Genomic DNA, 20,623 nt, shown 5'->3' on the forward strand with positions numbered 1-20,623 from the left:
CCCCCCCCCCCCCCCCCCCCCCCCCCCCCCCCCCCCCCCCCCCCCCCCCCCCTCCCCCCCACCACACACCCGCACCCAACAAACCGGACACCCGCCGAAACGAACCGCAGAACCCCCAAGCGCGCGCCGCACGGCGAAAACGCACGGCGAAACCGCAAGGCGAAACCGCAAGGCGAAACGCCGCGAGGCGGCCACCCCCTCCAAGGGGTGACCGCCTCGCGCAAACCGCCGCTGACGTGCTCAGACGTCAGACATCAGGCGTCAGACGTCAGACGTCAGACATCAGCCGTTGTACGGCCCGTAGTCGTAGTCCTCCAGCGGAACCGCCTGCCCGGACCCCGTGCCGAAGGGCGAGTAGTCGATGTCGTCGTAACCGACGGCCGAGTACATCGCAGCCTTCGCCTCCTCGGTCGGCTCGACCCGGATGTTGCGGTAGCGGGACAGCCCCGTACCGGCCGGGATGAGCTTACCGATGATCACGTTCTCCTTGAGGCCGATCAGGGAGTCCGACTTGGCGTTGATCGCCGCGTCGGTGAGCACCCGGGTCGTCTCCTGGAAGGACGCCGCCGACAGCCACGACTCGGTCGCCAGCGAGGCCTTGGTGATACCCATCAGCTGCGGACGGCCGGAGGCCGGGTGGCCGCCTTCCGTGACCACACGACGGTTCTCACCCTCGAAGCGCGTGCGCTCCACGAGCTCGCCCGGCAGCAGCTCCGCGTCGCCGGACTCGATGATCGTCACACGGCGCAGCATCTGCCGGATGATGATCTCGATGTGCTTGTCGTGGATCGACACACCCTGCGAGTTGTAGACCTTCTGGACCTCGCCGACCAGGTGGACCTGGACGGCGCGCTGGCCGAGGATCCGCAGCACGTCGTGCGGGTTGGTGGCACCCACGGTGAGCTTCTGGCCCACCTCGACGTGGTCGCCCTCGCCCACCAGCAGACGGGCCCGCTTCGAGATCGGGAACGCCGTCTCGTCGGAGCCGTCGTCCGGAGTGACGACGAGCTTCTTGGTCTTCTCGGTCTCCTCGATCCGGACGCGGCCGGCCGCCTCCGAGATCGGGGCGACACCCTTAGGCGTACGGGCCTCGAAGAGCTCGACGACACGGGGCAGACCCTGGGTGATGTCGTCACCCGCCACACCACCGGTGTGGAAGGTACGCATCGTCAGCTGGGTGCCGGGCTCACCGATGGACTGGGCCGCGATGATGCCGACGGCCTCACCGATGTCGACCAGCTTGCCGGTGGCCAGCGAACGGCCGTAGCAGAAGGCGCAGGTGCCGACCGCGGACTCACAGGTCAGGACCGAGCGGGTCTTGACCTCCTCGACACCGTGCCGGACGAGCTGGTCGATGAGGACATCGCCCAGGTCGACGTTGGCCGGAGCGATCACCTTGCCGTCGACGACGACGTCCTCGGCGAGCATCCGCGCGTACACGCTGGTCTCGACGTCGTCCGCCTTGCGGAGCACGCCGGCGGCGTCCTTCGCGGCGATCCTCAGCTTGAGACCGCGCTCGGTGCCGCAGTCCTCCTCGCGGATGATGACGTCCTGCGAGACGTCCACCAGACGACGGGTCAGGTAACCCGAGTCGGCGGTACGCAGCGCGGTGTCCGCGAGACCCTTACGGGCACCGTGGGTGGAGATGAAGTACTCCAGCACGGAGAGACCCTCACGGAACGACGCCTTGATGGGCCGCGGGATGGTCTCGTTCTTCGCGTTGGACACCAGACCACGCATACCCGCGATCTGACGCATCTGCATCATGTTTCCGCGCGCACCCGAGTCGACCATCATGAAGATGGGGTTCGTCTTCGGGAAGTTCTCGTTCATGGCCTCGGCAACCTCGTTGGTCGCCTTGGTCCAGATCGCGATGAGCTCCTGGGTGCGCTCGTCCTTGGTGATCAGGCCGCGCTCGTACTGCTTCTGGACCTTCTCGTCCTGGGCCTCGTAGCCCGCGACGATCTCCTTCTTGGCGTCCGGCACGACGATGTCGGAGACGGCGACGGTGACGCCGGAGCGGGTGGCCCAGTGGAAGCCGGCCGCCTTCAGGTTGTCGAGCGTCGCCGCCACGATGACCTTCGGGTAGCGCTCGGCGAGGTCGTTGACGATCTCGGAGAGCTGCTTCTTGCCCACCGAGTAGTCGACGAACGGGTAGTCCTCGGGCAGCAGCTCGTTGAAGAGCGCGCGGCCCAGGGTCGTCCGCAGCCGGAAGCTGTCACCCTGCTGCCACTCCGGCTCGCCCTCCTCCGGAACCGGCGGGGTCCAGCCACGCGGCGGGACGGTGCCGATCGGGAAGCGGATGTCGACCTTCGCCTGGAGCGAGAGCTCGCGGGCGTCGAAGGCCATGATCGCCTCGGCGGTGGAGCCGAAGGACCGGCCCTCGCCGATCACCGTGCGCTCCTCCTCGTCCGTGGTGAGGAAGAAGAGGCCCAGCACCATGTCCTGGGTCGGCATGGTGACCGGACGGCCGTCGGCCGGCTTGAGGATGTTGTTCGAGGACAGCATCAGGATGCGGGCCTCGGCCTGGGCCTCCGCGGACAGCGGCAGGTGCACGGCCATCTGGTCACCGTCGAAGTCCGCGTTGAACGCGGTGCAGACGAGCGGGTGAATCTGAATGGCCTTGCCCTCGACCAGCTGCGGCTCGAAGGCCTGGATGCCCAGACGGTGCAGCGTCGGCGCACGGTTCAGCAGCACCGGGTGCTCGGCGATGACCTCTTCGAGCACGTCGTACACGACCGTGCGGCCGCGCTCGACCATGCGCTTCGCCGACTTGATGTTCTGCGCGTGGTTGAGGTCCACCAGGCGCTTCATCACGAACGGCTTGAAGAGCTCCAGCGCCATGGCCTTCGGCAGACCGCACTGGTGCAGCTTGAGCTGCGGGCCGACGACGATGACGGAACGGGCCGAGTAGTCGACGCGCTTACCGAGCAGGTTCTGCCGGAAGCGGCCCTGCTTGCCCTTGAGCATGTCGGACAGCGACTTCAGCGGACGGTTGCCCGGGCCGGTGACCGGCCGGCCGCGGCGGCCGTTGTCGAACAGCGCGTCGACGGCCTCCTGCAGCATCCGCTTCTCGTTGTTCACGATGATCTCGGGGGCACCGAGGTCGAGAAGCCGCTTCAGACGGTTGTTCCGGTTGATCACACGGCGGTACAGGTCGTTCAGGTCGGAGGTCGCGAAGCGGCCACCGTCCAGCTGCACCATCGGACGCAGGTCCGGCGGGATCACCGGGACGCAGTCCAGCACCATGCCCTTGGGGCTGTTGCTGGTCTGCAGGAAGGCGGAGACGACCTTGAGGCGCTTGAGCGCACGGGTCTTCTTCTGGCCCTTGCCGGTCCGGATGATCTCGCGGAGGCGCTCGGCCTCCTCGTCGAGGTCGAAGGTCTCCAGGCGCTTCTGCAGCGCGGCGGCGCCCATGGAGCCGTCGAAGTACGTGCCGAAGCGGTCCCGCAGTTCACGGTAGAGCAGCTCGTCGCCCTCGAGGTCCTGGACCTTGAGGTTCTTGAAGCGGCTCCACACCTCGTCGAGGCGGTCGATCTCGCGCTGGGCGCGGTCACGGATCTGCTTCATCTCGCGCTCGGCGCCTTCGCGCACCTTGCGGCGGGCGTCGGCCTTGGCGCCCTCGGCCTCCAGCTCGGCCAGGTCGCCCTCGAGCTTCTTGGCACGGGACTCCAGGTCGGCGTCGCGACGCTGCTCGATCTGCTGGCGCTCGACGGAGACGTGGGCCTCCAGCGAGGGCAGGTCGCGCGTCCGGCGCTCCTCGTCCACCCACGTGATCATGTAGGCGGCGAAGTAGATGACCTTCTCGAGGTCCTTCGGGGCGAGGTCGAGCAGGTAGCCCAGCCGCGACGGGACGCCCTTGAAGTACCAGATGTGGGTGACGGGAGCGGCGAGCTCGATGTGGCCCATCCGCTCACGGCGCACCTTGGCGCGAGTGACCTCGACGCCACAGCGCTCACAGATGATGCCCTTGAAGCGGACGCGCTTGTACTTGCCGCAGTAGCACTCCCAGTCCCGGGTCGGACCGAAGATCTTCTCGCAGAAGAGTCCGTCCTTCTCGGGCTTGAGGGTGCGGTAGTTGATGGTCTCCGGCTTCTTGACCTCACCGTGGGACCACTGACGGATGTCGTCAGCAGTGGCGAGGCCGATCCGCAGCTCGTCGAAGAAGTTGACGTCGAGCACTTGTCGTCAATCCCTCTTTCGGGGTCGAGTCTTCAATGGTCTGACTGGGGTCCGGCTGGGGGTCCCCCCAGTGCCACAGGGGCTCTGGGGAGGGCCGGGGCTCCTTGCGGGGCCCCGGCCAGACCCGTCAGACCTCTTCGACGCTGCTCGGCTCGCGCCGCGACAGGTCGATACCGAGCTCCTCCGCAGCGCGGAAGACGTCCTCGTCGGTGTCGCGCATCTCGATGGACATGCCGTCCGAGGACAGCACCTCCACGTTGAGGCACAGGGACTGCATCTCCTTGATGAGCACCTTGAAGGACTCGGGGATGCCGGGCTCAGGGATGTTCTCGCCCTTGACGATGGCCTCGTAGACCTTCACGCGGCCGGTGACGTCGTCGGACTTGATGGTCAGCAGCTCCTGGAGGGCGTACGCGGCGCCGTAAGCCTCCAGCGCCCACACCTCCATCTCACCGAAGCGCTGGCCACCGAACTGGGCCTTACCACCCAGCGGCTGCTGGGTGATCATCGAGTACGGACCGGTCGACCGGGCGTGCAGCTTGTCGTCGACCAGGTGGTGCAGCTTGAGGATGTACATGTACCCGACCGAGATCGGGTCCGGGAACGGCTCACCGGAGCGGCCGTCGAACAGGTTGGCCTTGCCCGAGGGCTGGACCATCCGCTCGCCGTCGCGGTTCGGGATCGTCGACTCGAAGAGACCGGCGATCTCGTCCTCGCGGGCGCCGTCGAAGACCGGGGTGGCGACGTTGGTGCCCGCGGCCACCTCGTCGGCGCCGATCCCCTGGAGGCGCTGCATCCAGTCCTCGCCGCCCTCGACCTTCCAGCCCTGGCTGGCGAGCCAGCCGAGGTGGATCTCCAGGACCTGTCCCGGGTTCATTCGGGACGGGACACCCAGCGGGTTGAGGATGATGTCGACCGGGGTGCCGTCCTCCAGGAACGGCATGTCCTCGACCGGGAGGATCTTGGAGATGACGCCCTTGTTGCCGTGACGGCCGGCGAGCTTGTCACCGTCGGTGATCTTGCGCTTCTGCGCCACGTAGACGCGGACCAGCTGGTTCACGCCCGGGGGCAGCTCGTCGCCCTCCTCGCGGTCGAAGACGCGGACGCCGATGACCTTGCCGGTCTCGCCGTGCGGCACCTTCAGCGAGGTGTCACGGACCTCACGGGCCTTCTCACCGAAGATCGCGCGGAGCAGGCGCTCCTCCGGGGTCAGCTCGGTCTCACCCTTCGGGGTGACCTTGCCGACCAGGATGTCGCCGGCCACGACCTCGGCACCGATCCGGATGATGCCGCGCTCGTCGAGGTCGGCGAGGACCTCCTCGGAGACGTTCGGGATGTCCCGGGTGATCTCCTCGGGGCCCAGCTTGGTGTCACGGGCGTCGACCTCGTGCTCCTCGATGTGGATCGAGGAGAGGACGTCGTCCTGGACGAGGCGCTGCGACAGGATGATCGCGTCCTCGTAGTTGTGGCCCTCCCACGGCATGAACGCGACGAGCAGGTTCTTGCCGAGCGCCATCTCGCCCTCGTCGGTGGACGGACCGTCGGCGAGGACCTGGCCCTCGATGACGCGCGCGCCCTCGTCGACGACGACCTTCTGGTTGAAGGAGGTGCCCTGGTTGGAGCGGGAGAACTTGGCGACGCGGTACGTGGTGTACGTGCCGTCGTCGTTGGCGACCGTGACGTAGTCCGCGGAGACCTCCTGGACCACACCCGGCTTCTCGGCCTTGATGACGTCACCGGCGTCGACCGCACAGCGGTACTCCATGCCGGTGCCGACCAGCGGGGCCTCCGCCTTGATCAGCGGCACCGCCTGGCGCATCATGTTCGATCCCATGAGCGCACGGTTGGCGTCGTCGTGCTCGAGGAACGGAATCATGGCGGTCGCGACCGACACCATCTGGCGCGGCGAGACGTCCATGTAGTCGACCTCGTCGCCCGGGATGTAGTCGACCTCGCCGCCACGGCGGCGGACCAGGACCCGGTTCTCGGCGAAGTGCAGGTCGTCCGTCAGCGGGGCGTTCGCCTGCGCGATGACGAAGCGGTCCTCCTCGTCGGCGGTCAGGTAGTCGACGTCGTCGGTGACCTGGCCGCCCGTGACCTTGCGGTACGGGGTCTCGACGAAGCCGAACGCGTTGACCCGGCCGTAGGAGGCGAGCGAGCCGATCAGACCGATGTTCGGGCCTTCCGGCGTCTCGATCGGGCACATGCGGCCGTAGTGCGACGGGTGCACGTCACGGACCTCGAAGCCCGCCCGCTCACGGCTCAGACCACCCGGACCCAGCGCCGACAGCCGGCGCTTGTGGGTCAGACCCGAGAGCGGGTTGGTCTGGTCCATGAACTGGGACAGCTGGCTGGTGCCGAAGAACTCCTTGATGGAGGCGACGACCGGCCGGATGTTGATCAGGGTCTGCGGCGTGATCGCCTCGACGTCCTGGGTGGTCATCCGCTCGCGGACGACGCGCTCCATCCGGGCCAGACCGGTGCGGACCTGGTTCTGGATGAGCTCGCCGACGTTGCGCAGACGACGGTTGCCGAAGTGGTCGATGTCGTCGGTCTCGACAACGATGGAGTTGCCGTTCTCGCCGATCGTCTCGGTCTCGCCCGCGTGCAGCTTGACCAGGTACTTGATCGTCGCGATGACGTCGTCCGTGGTCAGGACGCCGGCGTCGAGCGGCTCGTCCCCGCCGAGCTTCTTGTTCACCTTGTAGCGGCCGACCTTCGCGAGGTCGTAGCGCTTCGGGTTGAAGTAGAGGTTCTCCAGCAGGGTCTGCGCGGCCTCGCGGGTCGGCGGCTCCCCCGGACGCAGCTTGCGGTAGATGTCGAGCAGCGCGTCGTCCTGGCCCTGGGTGTGGTCCTTCTCCAGGGTGGCGCGCATCGACTCGTACTGGCCGAACTCCTCGAGGATCTGCTCGGTGGTCCAGCCGAGCGCCTTGAGCAGCACGGTGACGGACTGCTTGCGCTTGCGGTCGATGCGGACACCGACCATGTCGCGCTTGTCGATCTCGAGCTCCAGCCAGGCACCCCGGGACGGGATGACCTTGGCCGAGAAGATGTCCTTGTCGGACGTCTTGTCGATGGAGCTGTCGAAGTACACACCCGGCGAGCGGACGAGCTGCGACACGACGACACGCTCGGTGCCGTTGATGCAGAAGGTGCCCTTGGGGGTCATGAGCGGGAAGTCGCCCATGAAGACCGTCTGGGACTTGATCTCGCCGGTCTCGTTGTTGGTGAACTCGGCAGTGACGAAGAGCGGCGCGGCGTAGGTGAAGTCGCGCTCCTTGCACTCGTCGATGGAGTTCTTCGGCGGCTCGAAGCGGTGGTCGCGGAAGGTCAGCGACATCGACCCGGAGAAGTCCTCGATCGGGGAGATCTCTTCGAAGATCTCCTCCAGACCGGACTTGGTGGGGACGTCCTGTCCACTGTCCAAGGCCGACTCGACACGAGCCTTCCATGCGGCATTGCCGAGCAGCCAGTCGAAGCTCTCGGTTTGCAGCGCAAGGAGGTTCGGAACCTCGAGGGGCTCCTTGATCTTCGCAAAGGAGATGCGCAGCGGTGCGGTGCTGGCGCCGTTGTTCGTATTGGCAGTCGAGGCGTTGCGCGAGGCGGCCAAGAGGGGGTCCTTCCGAGGGCTCGGACTCACTACGCGCGTACCGGTCCAGTCCGCACATACAGAGAGAAATCCCAGGTCAGGGATCTTCATCCAGTAATGCTCGAACGTGGGCGTGCCCCTGGTGACGGGCAGGGAGCAGCTAACAGGCAGCGCAAAGGGTCAGTGTAGCCACTTGGCCCACTGATGTCCAGAGCGGATTTCCGGAGACCGGCAGTGCCAATCTCTCCCTCCGGTGAGAGGTCTCCCCCTCGCTGTTCTTCAATCTTCGGCAAGCCACGCGCTGGAAGCGCAACTCGTTACTTCCCTCTTCGTCTTCGATCCATGCCTCGGATCCTGGATCGCGGAAGACGCGTCCCGAGAATTGCGCGCCGCGTGCCGTTCGTCAAGGCCCCCCGCCCTCCGGGGACCACCCGGGAGCCCGCAGGCCGGACAACGAAGATCACCATACCTGGCGTCGCGCGACGAGCAAGGGAACCGCAGCGGGAACGACCGAGAGCGACCACCCCGATGGGTGATCGCTCTCGGTTCAGCAGGGTTTCACCGGGACGGGGACACCGCGCGGCGGCGCCCCCGGTCGCCCGGAACCCCAGGGGTCACAGGACCCCGAAGGTCACTTGACCTCGACGGCCGCGCCGGCGCCCTTGAGGGACTCGGCAGCCTTCTCGGCGGCCTCCTTGCTGACCTTCTCGAGGACCGGCTTCGGGGTGCCGTCGACGAGGTCCTTGGCCTCCTTCAGACCCAGGGAGGTCAGCTCACGCACGACCTTGATGACCTGGATCTTCTTGTCGCCGGCGCCGGTGAGGATGACGTCGAACTCGTCCTGCTCCTCGACGGCCTCGGCGGCCGGGGCACCGGCGCCACCGGCGGCGGCAACGGCGACCGGGGCGGCAGCCTCGACGTCGAACTTCTCCTCGAAGGCCTTCACGAACTCGGAGAGCTCGATGAGGGTCATCTCGCTGAACTGCGCGAGCAGCTCGTCCTGGGTGAGCTTCGCCATGGTGGCGGTCCTTCCACTAATTCGGCTGGTGCCGGATGTACAGCTTCGTTGTGGCGGGCGTCTGCCTGACGGCAGTTCGTATACGGGCCCGCTGCGACCGAACGCGGAGTGTTACTCCGACGCCTCGGCCTCGGCGGGAGCCGGCGTACCGGCACCGCCCTGCTCGACCTTGCCGCGAAGGGCGTCCGCGGTGCGGACGAACTTCGAGAGCGGGGCCTGGAAGGTCGCCGCGGCCTTGGCCATGGACGCCTTCATGCCACCGGCAAGCTTGGCGAGCAGCACCTCGCGGGACTCGAGGTCCGCGAGCTTCTTGATCTCATCGGCGGACAGCGCCTTGCCGTCAAGGACACCGCCCTTGATGATGAGGTTGGGGTTTTCCTTGGAGAAGTCACGGAGACCCTTCGCCGACTCCACCGGGTCACCGGTGACGAAGGCGACAGCCGTCGGACCCGCGAACAGGTCGTCGAGCTGGTTGATCCCGGCCTCGTTGGCCGCAATCTTGGTCAGCGTGTTCTTCACCACGGCGTACTGGGCGTTCTCACCGAGCGAACGGCGCAGCTGCTTGAGCTGAGCCACGGTGAGACCGCGGTACTCGGTCAGCACGGCGGCGTTCGAGCTGCGGAACTTGTCCGTCAGCTCGGCAACCGCGGCAGACTTGTCGGGCCTCGCCATGAGCCTCGGCCTCCTTCCGGGTGATGATCCTCGACTGACCTTCCGATCAGCCGTGACACGTCTCTTCGCTCCGTCTGTGCTCTGTGCAAAGCCTTTGGAAGCAAAGCAGCCGGGACCGCCCTCGTGGGCACACTGGGCTCCACCACCCCGGGCTCGGCGACGAGCCGTCGGAAGAGAAGCAACGGAAGGGGCTGCACAAAACGAAACGCCCCGGTGCAGGCGCACGGGGCGTGACTCGACCATACGAACCCGAAGGTCGCATGGGAGTTTCATCCTCATTCACCTGCACGGGCCGTCCGCGAGAAGCGGATCCTTCGGCTGCCGCATGCCCTGGGGCACCCGGCAACGACCAGCGGTCTTTGGCTACCGGAGCAGCTTACGCGGAGGGGCACTCGCCAGGCAAATCGACCTCCGGCGGGGGCTCCGGGGCCGTACCGCGCCGCCGCACCGGCCACCACGCCGCCACGCAAAAGGCCGGGCCCCGCGCCTCGTGCAGAGGTGCGGGGCCCGGCCCGACGCAGACGCGCCGCGGCGGTCGGATCCGAGGATCAGACGGCGGCGGGGTCCTCCTCGGTGAGGAGGTTGCGGGTGCGGTTGGCGTCCAGCGGGATGCCGGGGCCCATCGTGGTGGCCAGCGCCGCCTTCTTGATGTAGCGGCCCTTCGCGGCGGACGGCTTCAGACGGAGGATCTCCTCCAGCGCGGCGCCGTAGTTCTCCACCAGCTTGGCCTCGTCGAAGGAGACCTTGCCGATGATGAAGTGAAGGTTCGAGTGCTTGTCGACGCGGAACTCGATCTTGCCGCCCTTGATCTCGGTCACGGCCTTGGCCACGTCCGGGGTCACGGTGCCGGTCTTCGGGTTCGGCATCAGGCCACGGGGACCGAGCACGCGGCCGAGGCGGCCGACCTTGCCCATGAGGTCCGGGGTGGCGACGACGGAGTCGAAGTCCAGACGGCCCTTCGACACCTCGTCGATGAGCTCGTCGGCACCGACGATGTCGGCGCCCGCGGCACGCGCGGCCTCGGCACGGTCACCGGTCGCGAAGACCAGGACCCGGGCGGTCTTACCGGTGCCGTGCGGAAGGTTCACGGTGCCGCGGACCATCTGGTCGGCCTTGCGCGGGTCAACGCCCAGACGGAAGGCGACCTCGACGGTGGCGTCGAACTTCGTCGCGGAGGTCTCCTTGGCGAGACGGACGGCCTCGAGCGGGGCGTACAGGCGCTCCGCGTCGACCTTGGCGTCCGCAGCGCGGAGAGTCTTGCTGCGCTTCACTGCTGCTCCTCAGGGGTGTGGAGTCGTGGTACGGGCCGGCGCATGGCCCTGCCACGGGGTGTGCCGGGCGGTGTCACCGCTCGGCAGGGGTGGCTGTCAGCCCTCGACCGTGATGCCCATGGAACGGGCGGTGCCGGAGATGATCTTCTCGGCGGCGTCCAGGTCGTTGGCGTTCAGGTCGGGCATCTTGGTGGTGGCGATCTCGCGGACCTGGTCGCGGGTGATCTTCGCGACCTTGGTCTTGTGCGGCTCGCCGGAGCCCTTCTCCACGCCCGCGGCCTTGAGGATCAGCTTCGCGGCCGGCGGGGTCTTGGTGATGAAGGTGAAGGAGCGGTCCTCGTAGACCGTGATCTCCACCGGCACGACCATGCCACGCTGCGACTCGGTCGCGGCGTTGTAGGCCTTGCAGAACTCCATGATGTTGACGCCGTGCTGACCCAGCGCGGGGCCGACCGGCGGAGCCGGGTTGGCGGCACCGGCCTGGATCTGGAGCTTGATCAGCCCCGTGACCTTCTTCTTCTTGGGAGGCATGCTCTCTCCGGGTCCTAGTGAGAGGTGTTTCGCCTCCGGACCGGTTCATCCGGTTGGAGGCATACCGCACAACGATAACGGGTATGGCCGTGCGTCCAAAAACCGAGAGGTCAGACCGGCTTCGGAAGCCGGTCTGACCTGGTCGGCAGCTGGTGTGCCCGCGGACGGTGGTCCGGGGGTCAGTTCTTCTGGATCTGGTCGAAGCTCAGCTCGACCGGGGTCTCGCGGCCGAAGATCTCGACGAGGCCCTTGACCTTCTTGGAGTCGGCGTTGATCTCGTTGATCGTCGCCTGCAGGGTCGCGAACGGGCCGTCGGTGACGGTGACCGAGTCGCCGACCTCGAAGTCCAGCACCTGGACCTCGACCTTGCGGCTCGGCGCCGGGGCACCGGCCTCCTCGGCGGCCTTCTTCGCGGCGGCCTCCTCGGCCTCCGGGGCCAGCATCTTGACGATCTCGTCCAGCGTCAGCGGGTACGGGTCGTAGGCGTTGCCCACGAAGCCGGTGACGCCCGGGGTGTTCCGGACGACGCCCCACGACTCGTTCGTCAGGTCCATGCGCACCAGCACGTAGCCGGGGAGCTTGTTCTGGCGGACGGTGCGGCGGTCGCCGTTCTTGATCTGGACGACCTCTTCCTGCGGCACCTCGGCCTGGAAGATGTAGTCCTCGACGTTGAGCGAGACGGCGCGCTGCTCCAGGTTGGTCTTCACCCGGTTCTCGTAGCCCGCGTAGGTGTGGATCACGTACCACTCGCCGGGCAGGGTGCGCAGCTCGTCACGGAGCGCCTGGATCGGGTCGGCCGGGACCTCGGCGCCTGCGGCGGCCTCGTCCTCGGCGGTCTCGGCGACGGCGGTGGCGTCGTCCTCGAGGTGGAGCGCGGCCTCCTCCGCGGGCTCGCCCGCGGAGGCGTCGGCGGCCTCGGCGAGGTCGACCTCGTCGGCGCCTTCGATGATGTCGAGCGCGTCGTCGTCGAGCCGTTCCTCATCGACCGTGCCGGGCGCGTCCACGGCCGCCTCGGCCGTCGCCGCAGCCTCTTCGCCCTCGACGGGCTCGACGGCGTCGTTCAGGTTCGGGTCAGACACGGTGGCTGCTTCTTCCTGGCTTCAAGGGGTGGAACAGGCGGAGGGACACCTCGCGGGCCCGCCCGCGGGATCATCCGAAGACGTACTTGACGGCCGCGGAGAATCCATAGTCAATCACGGTCACAAGGCCGATCATGATGACAACGAAGACGATGACGACGGTGGTGTACGTCGACAGCTGGCTGCGCGTCGGCCACACGACCTTGCGCAGCTCGGCGACGATCTGTCGGTAGAAGAGCGCGAGCCGGGCCATGGGGCCCTTCTTACCGCGCTTGCCGCCGCGACGCCGCTTCGCCGCCGGAAGTTCGTCCTCGTCTTCGGGACGACCGCTTTCAGGCGTCGCGGTGGAGCCAGGGGCTGCCGTCACTCGTCCTCACCTGAATCCCGGGTCGTGGCCGTGCCGCGCCCGGTGGAGCCGCACGGCGATGCAATTCGTTACGTACATGCGTTACGTACATGCGCACACATCCTGGCGAAGGTGTGTGTAGCAGGGCCGGAGGGACTTGAACCCCCAACCGCTGGTTTTGGAGACCAGTGCTCTACCAATTGAGCTACGACCCTTTGTTGTGTTCCCCCAACCTACCGCATCCGCCCGGGTGCACGGAGTGCGCGGGGAGCAGCGGCCGGTGAGGGCCAACGACCAGTGAGTGTACGTGTTCCCGCGCTGGGCGTCGAACAGGTGGCACCCCGCCCCGGCCCGGCACCCCGGGGCGGGCCCGGCGCAAACCCCCGTTCCGGGTCTCCCGGTGGTCTGCGACGATGCAGGTATGAGCGCTGCTACTCCTCCCGCACAGTCCCCGCGCGACCGACGGGTCTCGGCCCGTATCGGCGCGATCTCCGAGTCCGCAACTCTCGCCGTGGACGCCAAGGCCAAGGCCCTCAAGGCCGCCGGGCGTCCCGTCATCGGCTTCGGTGCCGGTGAGCCCGACTTCCCGACGCCGGACTACATCGTCGAGGCGGCGGTCGAAGCGGCCCGCGACCCGAAGTACCACCGCTACACCCCGGCCGGCGGTCTCCCCGAGCTGAAGGCCGCGATCGTCGAGAAGACCCGCCGCGACTCCGGCTACGGGATCGAGGCGTCGCAGGTCCTGGTCACCAACGGTGGCAAGCAGGCGATCTACGAGGCCTTCGCGACGATCCTCGACCCGGGTGACGAGGTCATCGTCCCCGCGCCGTACTGGACCACCTACCCGGAGTCGATCCGGCTCGCGGGCGGTGTGCCGGTCGACGTCGTGGCCGACGAGACGACCGGGTACCGGGTCTCCGTCGAGCAGCTGGAGGCGGCCCGCACGGAGCGCACGAAGGTCGTGCTCTTCGTCTCGCCGTCCAACCCGACCGGTGCCGTCTACTCGCGCGCCCAGGTCGAGGAGATCGGCCGCTGGGCCGCCGAGCACGGCCTGTGGGTGATGACCGACGAGATCTACGAGCACCTGGTCTACGGCGACGCGGAGTTCTCGTCGCTGCCGGTCGTCGTGCCGGAGCTGCAGGACAAGTGCATCGTGGTCAACGGCGTCGCCAAGACCTACGCCATGACCGGCTGGCGCGTGGGGTGGCTCATCGCCCCGAAGGACGTGGTCAAGGCCGCGACCAACCTCCAGTCGCACGCCACCTCCAACGTGTCGAACGTCGCCCAGGCCGCGGCGCTCGCCGCGATCTCGGGTGACCTGGAGGCCGTGAAGACGATGGGTGAGGCGTTCGACCGCCGGCGCCGGACCATCGTGCGGATGCTGAACGAGATCGACGGCGTGGAGTGCCCGGAGCCGGAGGGCGCGTTCTACGTCTACCCGTCGGTCAAGGGGCTGCTCGGCCGGGAGATCCGCGGCAAGCGCCCGCAGAGCAGCGTGGAGCTGGCCGGGATCATCCTGGAGGAGGCCGAGGTCGCGGTCGTGCCGGGCGAGGCCTTCGGCACCCCGGGCTACCTGCGGCTGTCCTACGCCCTGGGCGACGAGGACCTGGTCGAGGGTGTCTCGCGGGTCCAGAAGCTGCTGGGCGAGGCGCGGGCGTAACGCCGCCCACCGCCCTTTCCGATGCGGGCTCCCGGCTCCGGCCGGGGGCCCGCATCGCGTTTCCCGGACGCTCCTTCCCGGCCACCGGGGCCGGCTGCGGTGCGCCGGGACCGGGGTACCGCCGCACCCGTCGTGGCACCCCGGATCGAACGCGACTGTGGGCAACCCCTCGATCGGGCAATGCCCTACCCGCCGGGGCGACGGATGCGGCAAGATCCTGGGATGGAGAGCGTTCGTGATGTCCGTCAGCTGCCGAAGGCCCATCTGCACCTGCACTTCACCGGGTCGATGCGGCCCAGCACCCTGCTGGAGCTCGCCGACAGGTACGGCGTCCACCTCCCGGAGGCGCTGAGCGGCGGCGAGCCGCCGACGCTCCGGGCCACCGACGAGCGGGGCTGGTTCCGCTTCCAGCGGCTGTACGACATCGCCCGGTCCTGCCTCAGGACGGCCGAGGACATCCAGCGGCTCGTGCGCGAGGCGGCCGAGGAGGACGCCCGGGACGGGTCCGGCTGGCTGGAGATACAGGTCGACCCCACCTCGTACGCGCCGCGGCTGGGCGGGCTGATCCCGACGATGGAGGTCATCCTCGACGCGGTGGAGTCCGCCTCGAGGGACACCGGTGTCGGCATACGGCTCCTCGTCGCGGCGAACCGCATGAAGCACCCGCTGGACGCCCGCACCCTGGCGCGGCTCGCGGTGCGGTACGCGGACCGCGGGGTCGTCGGCTTCGGCCTCTCCAACGACGAACGCCGCGGTTTCGCCCGGGACTTCGACCGGGCCTTCTCGATCGCGCGGGAGGGCGGGCTGCTGGCGGCTCCGCACGGCGGCGAGCTGTCCGGTCCGGCGAGCGTCCGGGACTGCCTCGACGACCTGGGCGCGGGGCGGATCGGGCACGGGGTGCGGGCCGCGGAGGACCCGCGGCTGCTGCGCAAGCTCGCCGACCGCGGGGTGACCTGCGAGGTCTGCCCCTCCTCGAACGTGGCGCTGGGCGTCTACGAGAAGCCGGAGGACGTGCCGCTGCGGACGCTGTTCGAGGCGGGGGTGCCGATGGCGCTGGGCGCGGACGACCCGCTGCTGTTCGGGAGCCGGCTGGCCGCGCAGTACGAGCTGGCCCGGGAGCACCACGGTTTCACCGACGCCGAACTGGCCGAGCTGGCCCGGCAGTCGGTGCACGGATCGGCTGCGCCGACGGAGGCGAAGGCGAAGCTGCTGGCGGGGGTCGACAGCTGGCTCGCCGGGTGACGCGCCCGGGGGCGGACGCCTGGGTCGGCGGCTGACCGCGGTCAGGGGCGGACGCCCGGCTCATCGGCCGACGCGCCCTGGGACGGGCACCCGGCCCGGCGGCTGACCGCGGCCAGAGGCCGACGCCCGGCTCATCGGCCGACGCGCCCTGGGACGGGCACCCGGCCCGGCGGCTGCGTGCGCCGTCGGCGGGGCCCTCGGGCGGACGGCCCGGGGCCCGGCCCGGCACGGGTGCTACAGGCTGACGCCGACCGTCACCGGCTCGTTGACCAGCGTGACGCCGAAGGCGGCGTGCACCCCGTCGCGGACCTCGCGGGCGAGGGCCAGCAGGTCCTCGGTGGTCGCGTTGCCGCGGTTGGTCAGCGCCAGGGTGTGCTTGGTGGAGATCCTCGCCGGACCGCTGCCGTAGCCCTTGGTGAAGCCCGCCTTGTCGATGAGCCAGGCGGCGGAGGTCTTGGTCAGGCCGTTCCCCGCGGGGTAGGCGGGCGGCGCCGCGTCCGGGCCGAGGCGGTCGGCGACCCGGGCGAGGAACGCCGCGTGCTGCTCGGCCGTGAGGATCGGATTGGTGAAGAAGGACCCCGCGGACCAGGTGTCGTGGTCCTCCGGGTCCAGCACCATGCCCTTGCCCGCGCGCAGCTTCAGCACGGCTTCGCGGGCCCGGGCTGCGGGGACACGGTCGCCGGGGCCGACGCCGAGCGTGCGGGCGAGCTCGGCGTACTTGACCGGGGCCGACGCCCCGTCGGCGTCCTCCAGCGCGAAGCGGACCCGGAGGACGACGAAGCGCTCGGGGTCCGCCTTGAAGCGGCTGTGCCTGTAGGAGAAGGCGCACTCCGCGTTCGGGAGGGTCACCGTCTCGTCGGTCCTGCGGTCGTAGGCCACCACCTCGGTGATCACCGAGGAGACCTCCTGGCCGTAGGCGCCGACGTTCTGGATCGGCGTCGCACCGGCGGATCCGGGGATACCGGCGAGGCACTCGACGCCGGCGAGGCCCGCTTCCACGGTGCGGGCGACGGCGTCGGACCAGTTCTCGCCGGCGGCGAGCTCGAGACGGCTGCCGTCGAGGGAGAAACCGCTGGTGGCGATGCGCAGCGCGGTGCCCTCGAAGCCCTTGTCGCCGATGACGAGGTTGCTGCCGCCGCCGACGATCAGCAGCGGGGTGCCGGTGGCGTCGGCGTCTCGGACGGCGGCGATGACCTCGTCGTCCGTGGTGGCGGTGACGAGGCGGGCGGCGGGGCCGCCCAGCCGGAACGTGGTCAGGGGGGCGAGGGGCGCGTCATGGAGTTCCTGCACGGGCTCAAGGGTAAGGGGAGGGCCGGCCGGGGCCGGGGCGGTGGGGCGGAGTACGGCCGCGGGGCCCCGCCTGGGCGGACGGGGGCGGGCTTGTACGTGGGCGACGGCGGCGGGTTCGAGCGGAGTGCGTGATGGCCTTGCGCGGCCTCGGCCCCGGCACCCCGCGGCACCCCGGCTCCGGCACCCGGCCCGGGGTCGGCCCCGGAGCCGGGCAAGCCAGGACCCACCGGCCGAAGCCGGGCCGGGGCGACCGGCGATGCCCGGCACACCCGGGCACCGGCTGCGGCCCCGGCACCAGCCCAGGGGCCGGGCAAGCCAGGACCCACCGGCCGAAGCCGGGCCGGGGCGACCGGCGATGCCCGGCTCACCCAGGCACCGGCTGCGGCCCCGGCACCGGCACCGGCCCCGGCCCCGGCCCCGGCACGTCAGACGGCGACCGGCTCCTCCCTCGTCTCCCCCGCGGCTACGGGCGACGGCTCGGGGGTGTCGCGCCGCCCGGGTATCAGCAGGGCCGCCGCGGCGGCGACGGCCACGGCCGCGGCCCCGGTCCACAGGGCCGGAGTCAGGCCGTCGGTGAACCGCTGGGCCGACTCGTAGCCGCCCCGGGCCGAGAAGACCGCGGCCAGCACCGCGACGCCGAGGGCGCCGCCCAGTTCGCGGAAGGCGTTGTTCGCGCCGGAGGCGATGCCCTGCTCGGCCGGCCGGACGCTCGCCATGACCACGTTGGCGGCGGGCGCGAAGTAGAGGGCCATGCCGACACCGCTGATGATCAGGGCGGGGAGCTGCGCGGCGTAGGAGACGCCGGGTTCGATGACGACGGCGAACAGGGCGAGGCCGAGCGCCTGCAGGCCGAGCCCGGCGGCGACCACCGGCCGGCCGCCGACGCGGTCCGAGAGGTACCCGGCGAGCGGCGCGACGAGCATCGGCATGCCGGTCCAGGGCAGCATCCGCAGCCCCGCCTCGGTCGGCGAATAGCCCGCGACCCCCTGGAGGAACTGGCTGAGCAGGAAGATCGATCCGAACATGCCCAGGAACATCAGCAGGCTCGCGGCGTTGACGGCGGAGAAGGCCCGGCTCCGGAAGAGCCGCATGGGGAGCATCGGGTGCGCGGCGCGGAGTTGATGGCCGACGAAGGCGACCAGCAGCGCACCGCCCGCGAGCAGCCCGGTGAGGACCGGCCCGCTGGTCCAGCCGTCGGCGTTCCCTCGGACCAGCGCGTAGACGATGCCGAAGAGGCCGGTGCCGGCGAGCCCCGTGCCGACGGGGTCGAGCCGGGCGCCCGGGCGCCGGCTCTCGCGGAGCCGCAGCCGGGCGAGGGGCAGCAGGGCCAGGCCGATCGGCACGTTCAGCCAGAAGATCCACTGCCAGGAGAGGTGCTCGGTGAGGGAGCCGCCGATGAGCGGACCGGAGGCGACCGCGAGACCGTTGACGGCGCCCCAGATCCCGTAGGCCATGCCGCGCCGTTCGGCGGGGACCGCGGCGGCGAGCAGGGTCAGTGTCAGCGGCATCATGATCGCGGCGCCGACGCCCTGGACGGCGCGGGCGGCGATCAGGCCGTCGATGCCGGGCGCCAGGGCGGCGCCCGCCGAGGCCGCCGTGAAGACGGCCAGCCCCACGCCGAAGAGCCGTCGGCGGCCGAACCGGTCACCGAGGGCCGCGCCGGACATCAGGAGGACGGCGAAGGTGAGCGTGTAGGCGCTCACCGTCCATTCGAGATCGTCCAGCGCCCCGCCGAGGTCCTCCCGGATGGCGGGCAGGGCGGTGGTGACGACGAGGTTGTCGAGCGCCGCCATGAAACCGGCGGCGCTGGTGATGATCAGTGCCCACACCGTCCGGCCGCGCTGTCCTGTCGGATCCTTCATTGCCGCACCTCCGTATATTAGTTATGGATCACTAACTTTCCGGGCCGGACGACTGCGCCGTCCCGGGCATCGCCGGGCGGACGGACCGGGGGGTCACTCCGGCGGAGCCTGCATCCCGGACCAGACCCGGTGGTCCGGGGGGAAGCCCAGCGCCACCAGAACGTTGATCAGCATGCCGTAGGCGAAGAACCCCGAGGTCTCGGCGCTGTCCCCACCGAGGGCGAGGTGCGCCTGGTCCCAGAGTTCGAGCCAGGCCGCCCGGACCCCGGCCCCGAATTCGTGATCACCCGCGGCTTCCGCCGCGGCCACCGCGACGTACAGCTGGAGCTGCATCAGCAGCATGTCGGGGTCGTGGACGAGGCGGCGGTACGCCGCACCCATCGCGTCGTGCGCGCTGAGCCCCGGCTCCTCGCGGACGGCCGCGGTGAAGGCCCGGCGGGTCTCCGCCACACAGCGGTCCGCCGCCGCCAGGAAGATGGCCTGCTTGTTCGGGAAGAGCCGGAAGAGATACGGCTGCGAAACGCCGACCCGGCGGGCGATGGTCTCCGTGGAGGTGCCGTGGTAGCCGCCGCGGGCGAACTCCGCCATCGCGGCGCGGACGATGCTCTCCCGCCGCTCCTCGGCGCTCATCCTCATGCTTCCCTTGGCCATGAGAACAAGTTAGTGACCAATCACTAACGAGGCAACCCGAAGGACGCCCCGGGAGGCTGTCGCTCGGATCGGGCCGGGCTCGCGGTGCCTGCCCGGCCCGAACGGCAGCCCCTTCGGCACACGGGGCGACGCCGAACGGCTCAGGTCCCGTCCGCAGACTCCCGCCGTCCGCCCGGAGGGCGGAGCGGACGGGAGTTCGACGACAGGGCCTAGGCCAGGCGGACCAGTGCGCGGGACATGCCCAGCACCTTCTGTCCGGCGCTCATCGCGGTGAGATCCACCCGCACCGTACGGTCGTCCAGCTTGGCGGCGACCTTGGCGCTGACCTCGATGGACGCCCCCTCGCCGTCGTTGGGCACCACGACGGGCTTGGTGAAGCGCACCCCGTACTCGACGACCGCCCCGGGGTCCCCGGCCCAGTCGGTGACCACGCGGATCGCCTCCGCCATCGTGAACATGCCGTGCGCGATGACGTCGGGGAGCCCCACCTCCTTGGCGAACGTCTCGTTCCAGTGGATCGGATTGAAGTCCCCGGAGGCACCGGCGTAGCGGACGAGGGTGTCGCGGGTCACCGGGAAGGTCTGCGCGGGCAGTTCGGTGCCGACCTCGACGTCGTCGTAGGAGATCGTCGCGGTCATCAGGCCTCCTCGGCGGCGCGGGCCACCAGCTTGGTGTAGGCGGTCACCACGTGCTCGCCGCTGTCGTCGTGGACGTCGCCGCGGACCGACAGCACGTCGTTCCCGGCGAGGGATTTGATCGACTCGATCGACGAGGTGACCGAGAGCCGGTCCCCCGCGCGGACGGGGCGCGTGTGGACGAACTTCTGGTCGCCGTGGACGACGCGGCTGTAGTCGAGCCCGAGCGCCGGGTCCTCGATGACCTGGAAGGCCGCCTTGAAGGTGACCGAGAAGACGAATGTCGGCGGGGCGATCACATCGGGGTGACCGAGCTCCTTGGCGGCGTCCGGATCGGTGTAGACGGGGTTGGCGTCCCCGATGGCCTCCGCGAACTCGCGGATCTTCTCCCGGCCGACCTCGTACGGCCGGGTGGGCGGGTAGCTCCGCCCGACGAAGGACTGGTCGAGCGCCATCTGGTCTCCCTGATGTGCGGTGGTGCGGCCCGAACGGGCCGTGCGGAGAAGGGTGGTGGCCGGAACCGTCACGGCAGGCCGGTCACCGGCAGCGGGGCGGGCCGAACCACCCGGCCGCCGCCACGCCCGGGGCCACTGCT

The 20,623-nt window shown here is 69.7% G+C and carries 15 protein-coding genes and 1 tRNA gene; 2 read left to right on the plus strand and 14 right to left on the minus strand.

What is annotated here, in order from left to right; all coding sequences use genetic code 11:
- Positions 1–282 precede the first annotated feature (282 nt).
- The 9 genes from AC3EQ1_RS27660 to AC3EQ1_RS27700 all read right to left on the minus strand — a co-directional run bounded on the left by AC3EQ1_RS27660 (position 283) and on the right by AC3EQ1_RS27700 (position 12,903).
- Positions 283–4,182, minus strand: a complete 3,900-nt coding sequence (locus AC3EQ1_RS27660; protein WP_432097061.1) for a DNA-directed RNA polymerase subunit beta' — start codon at positions 4,180–4,182, stop codon at positions 283–285.
- A 127-nt stretch (positions 4,183–4,309) separates the two neighbouring features.
- A complete protein-coding gene (gene rpoB / locus AC3EQ1_RS27665; RefSeq protein ID WP_432097062.1) occupies positions 4,310–7,792 on the minus strand; it encodes a DNA-directed RNA polymerase subunit beta in 3,483 nt (1,160 codons plus the stop codon).
- 610 nt (positions 7,793–8,402) lie between these two features.
- Positions 8,403–8,789 (minus strand): 50S ribosomal protein L7/L12, encoded by a 387-nt coding sequence (gene rplL / locus AC3EQ1_RS27670; RefSeq protein WP_432097063.1) that lies wholly within the window; start codon positions 8,787–8,789, stop codon positions 8,403–8,405.
- 111 nt (positions 8,790–8,900) lie between these two features.
- On the minus strand, positions 8,901–9,461 hold the full coding sequence (gene rplJ / locus AC3EQ1_RS27675; protein ID WP_351507648.1) for a 50S ribosomal protein L10: 561 nt from the start codon (positions 9,459–9,461) through the stop codon (positions 8,901–8,903).
- 548 nt (positions 9,462–10,009) lie between these two features.
- Positions 10,010–10,732 carry a 50S ribosomal protein L1 gene (gene rplA / locus AC3EQ1_RS27680; protein WP_432097064.1) on the minus strand — a complete coding sequence of 241 codons (723 nt, stop codon included), beginning with the start codon at positions 10,730–10,732 and terminating at the stop codon, positions 10,010–10,012.
- 96 nt (positions 10,733–10,828) lie between these two features.
- Entirely contained in the window at positions 10,829–11,263 is a 435-nt protein-coding gene (rplK, locus tag AC3EQ1_RS27685) for a 50S ribosomal protein L11 (RefSeq protein WP_351507651.1), read from the minus strand.
- A gap of 179 nt (positions 11,264–11,442) precedes the next feature.
- Complete coding sequence (gene nusG, locus AC3EQ1_RS27690) at positions 11,443–12,342, minus strand: transcription termination/antitermination protein NusG (protein WP_432097065.1); 900 nt, start codon at positions 12,340–12,342, stop codon at positions 11,443–11,445.
- 70 nt (positions 12,343–12,412) lie between these two features.
- Complete coding sequence (gene secE / locus AC3EQ1_RS27695) at positions 12,413–12,709, minus strand: preprotein translocase subunit SecE (protein ID WP_432097066.1); 297 nt, start codon at positions 12,707–12,709, stop codon at positions 12,413–12,415.
- 121 nt (positions 12,710–12,830) lie between these two features.
- Positions 12,831–12,903 (minus strand) — tRNA-Trp (locus AC3EQ1_RS27700).
- Between the two features lie 206 nt (positions 12,904–13,109).
- Here AC3EQ1_RS27700 and AC3EQ1_RS27705 point away from each other — a divergent pair.
- Positions 13,110–14,348 (plus strand): pyridoxal phosphate-dependent aminotransferase, encoded by a 1,239-nt coding sequence (locus AC3EQ1_RS27705; RefSeq protein WP_432097067.1) that lies wholly within the window; start codon positions 13,110–13,112, stop codon positions 14,346–14,348.
- Between the two features lie 222 nt (positions 14,349–14,570).
- The gene (locus AC3EQ1_RS27710) at positions 14,571–15,590 is read left to right on the plus strand and encodes an adenosine deaminase (RefSeq protein WP_432097068.1); all 1,020 of its coding nucleotides are present in this window, start codon (positions 14,571–14,573) and stop codon (positions 15,588–15,590) included.
- Between the two features lie 234 nt (positions 15,591–15,824).
- Here the strand turns inward: AC3EQ1_RS27710 and AC3EQ1_RS27715 are convergent, their stop codons facing one another.
- The 5 genes from AC3EQ1_RS27715 to AC3EQ1_RS27735 form a co-directional block, all read right to left on the minus strand.
- Positions 15,825–16,880: a UDP-N-acetylmuramate dehydrogenase gene (locus AC3EQ1_RS27715; protein WP_432097069.1), complete on the minus strand. Its 1,056-nt coding sequence runs from the start codon at positions 16,878–16,880 to the stop codon at positions 15,825–15,827.
- A 425-nt stretch (positions 16,881–17,305) separates the two neighbouring features.
- Complete coding sequence (locus AC3EQ1_RS27720) at positions 17,306–18,742, minus strand: DHA2 family efflux MFS transporter permease subunit (protein ID WP_432097070.1); 1,437 nt, start codon at positions 18,740–18,742, stop codon at positions 17,306–17,308.
- Positions 18,743–18,835: 93 nt separating this feature from the next.
- Positions 18,836–19,393 (minus strand): TetR/AcrR family transcriptional regulator, encoded by a 558-nt coding sequence (locus AC3EQ1_RS27725; RefSeq protein WP_432097071.1) that lies wholly within the window; start codon positions 19,391–19,393, stop codon positions 18,836–18,838.
- A gap of 209 nt (positions 19,394–19,602) precedes the next feature.
- Positions 19,603–20,031, minus strand: a complete 429-nt coding sequence (locus AC3EQ1_RS27730; RefSeq protein WP_432097072.1) for a MaoC family dehydratase — start codon at positions 20,029–20,031, stop codon at positions 19,603–19,605.
- Positions 20,031–20,483, minus strand: a complete 453-nt coding sequence (locus tag AC3EQ1_RS27735) for an FAS1-like dehydratase domain-containing protein (RefSeq protein WP_351507669.1) — start codon at positions 20,481–20,483, stop codon at positions 20,031–20,033. Before AC3EQ1_RS27735 ends, AC3EQ1_RS27730 begins: the two co-directional genes overlap by 1 nt.
- Positions 20,484–20,623 lie beyond the last annotated feature (140 nt).

It is taken from the genome of Streptomyces sp. bgisy100, assembly GCF_057709105.1.

Bases quoted from the DNA above. Each gene is read 5' to 3' on its own strand.
- rplJ (WP_351507648.1), bottom strand. From the start codon at position 9,461: ATGGCGAGGCCCGACAAGTCTGCCGCGGTTGCCGAGCTGACGGACAAG.
- AC3EQ1_RS27705 (WP_432097067.1), top strand. From the start codon at position 13,110: ATGAGCGCTGCTACTCCTCCCGCACAGTCCCCGCGCGACCGACGGGTC.
- AC3EQ1_RS27720 (WP_432097070.1), bottom strand. From the start codon at position 18,742: ATGAAGGATCCGACAGGACAGCGCGGCCGGACGGTGTGGGCACTGATC.
- AC3EQ1_RS27710 (WP_432097068.1), top strand. From the start codon at position 14,571: ATGGAGAGCGTTCGTGATGTCCGTCAGCTGCCGAAGGCCCATCTGCAC.
- AC3EQ1_RS27725 (WP_432097071.1), bottom strand. From the start codon at position 19,393: ATGGCCAAGGGAAGCATGAGGATGAGCGCCGAGGAGCGGCGGGAGAGC.
- rplL (WP_432097063.1), bottom strand. From the start codon at position 8,789: ATGGCGAAGCTCACCCAGGACGAGCTGCTCGCGCAGTTCAGCGAGATG.
- AC3EQ1_RS27730 (WP_432097072.1), bottom strand. From the start codon at position 20,031: ATGACCGCGACGATCTCCTACGACGACGTCGAGGTCGGCACCGAACTG.
- rplK (WP_351507651.1), bottom strand. From the start codon at position 11,263: ATGCCTCCCAAGAAGAAGAAGGTCACGGGGCTGATCAAGCTCCAGATC.
- AC3EQ1_RS27735 (WP_351507669.1), bottom strand. From the start codon at position 20,483: ATGGCGCTCGACCAGTCCTTCGTCGGGCGGAGCTACCCGCCCACCCGG.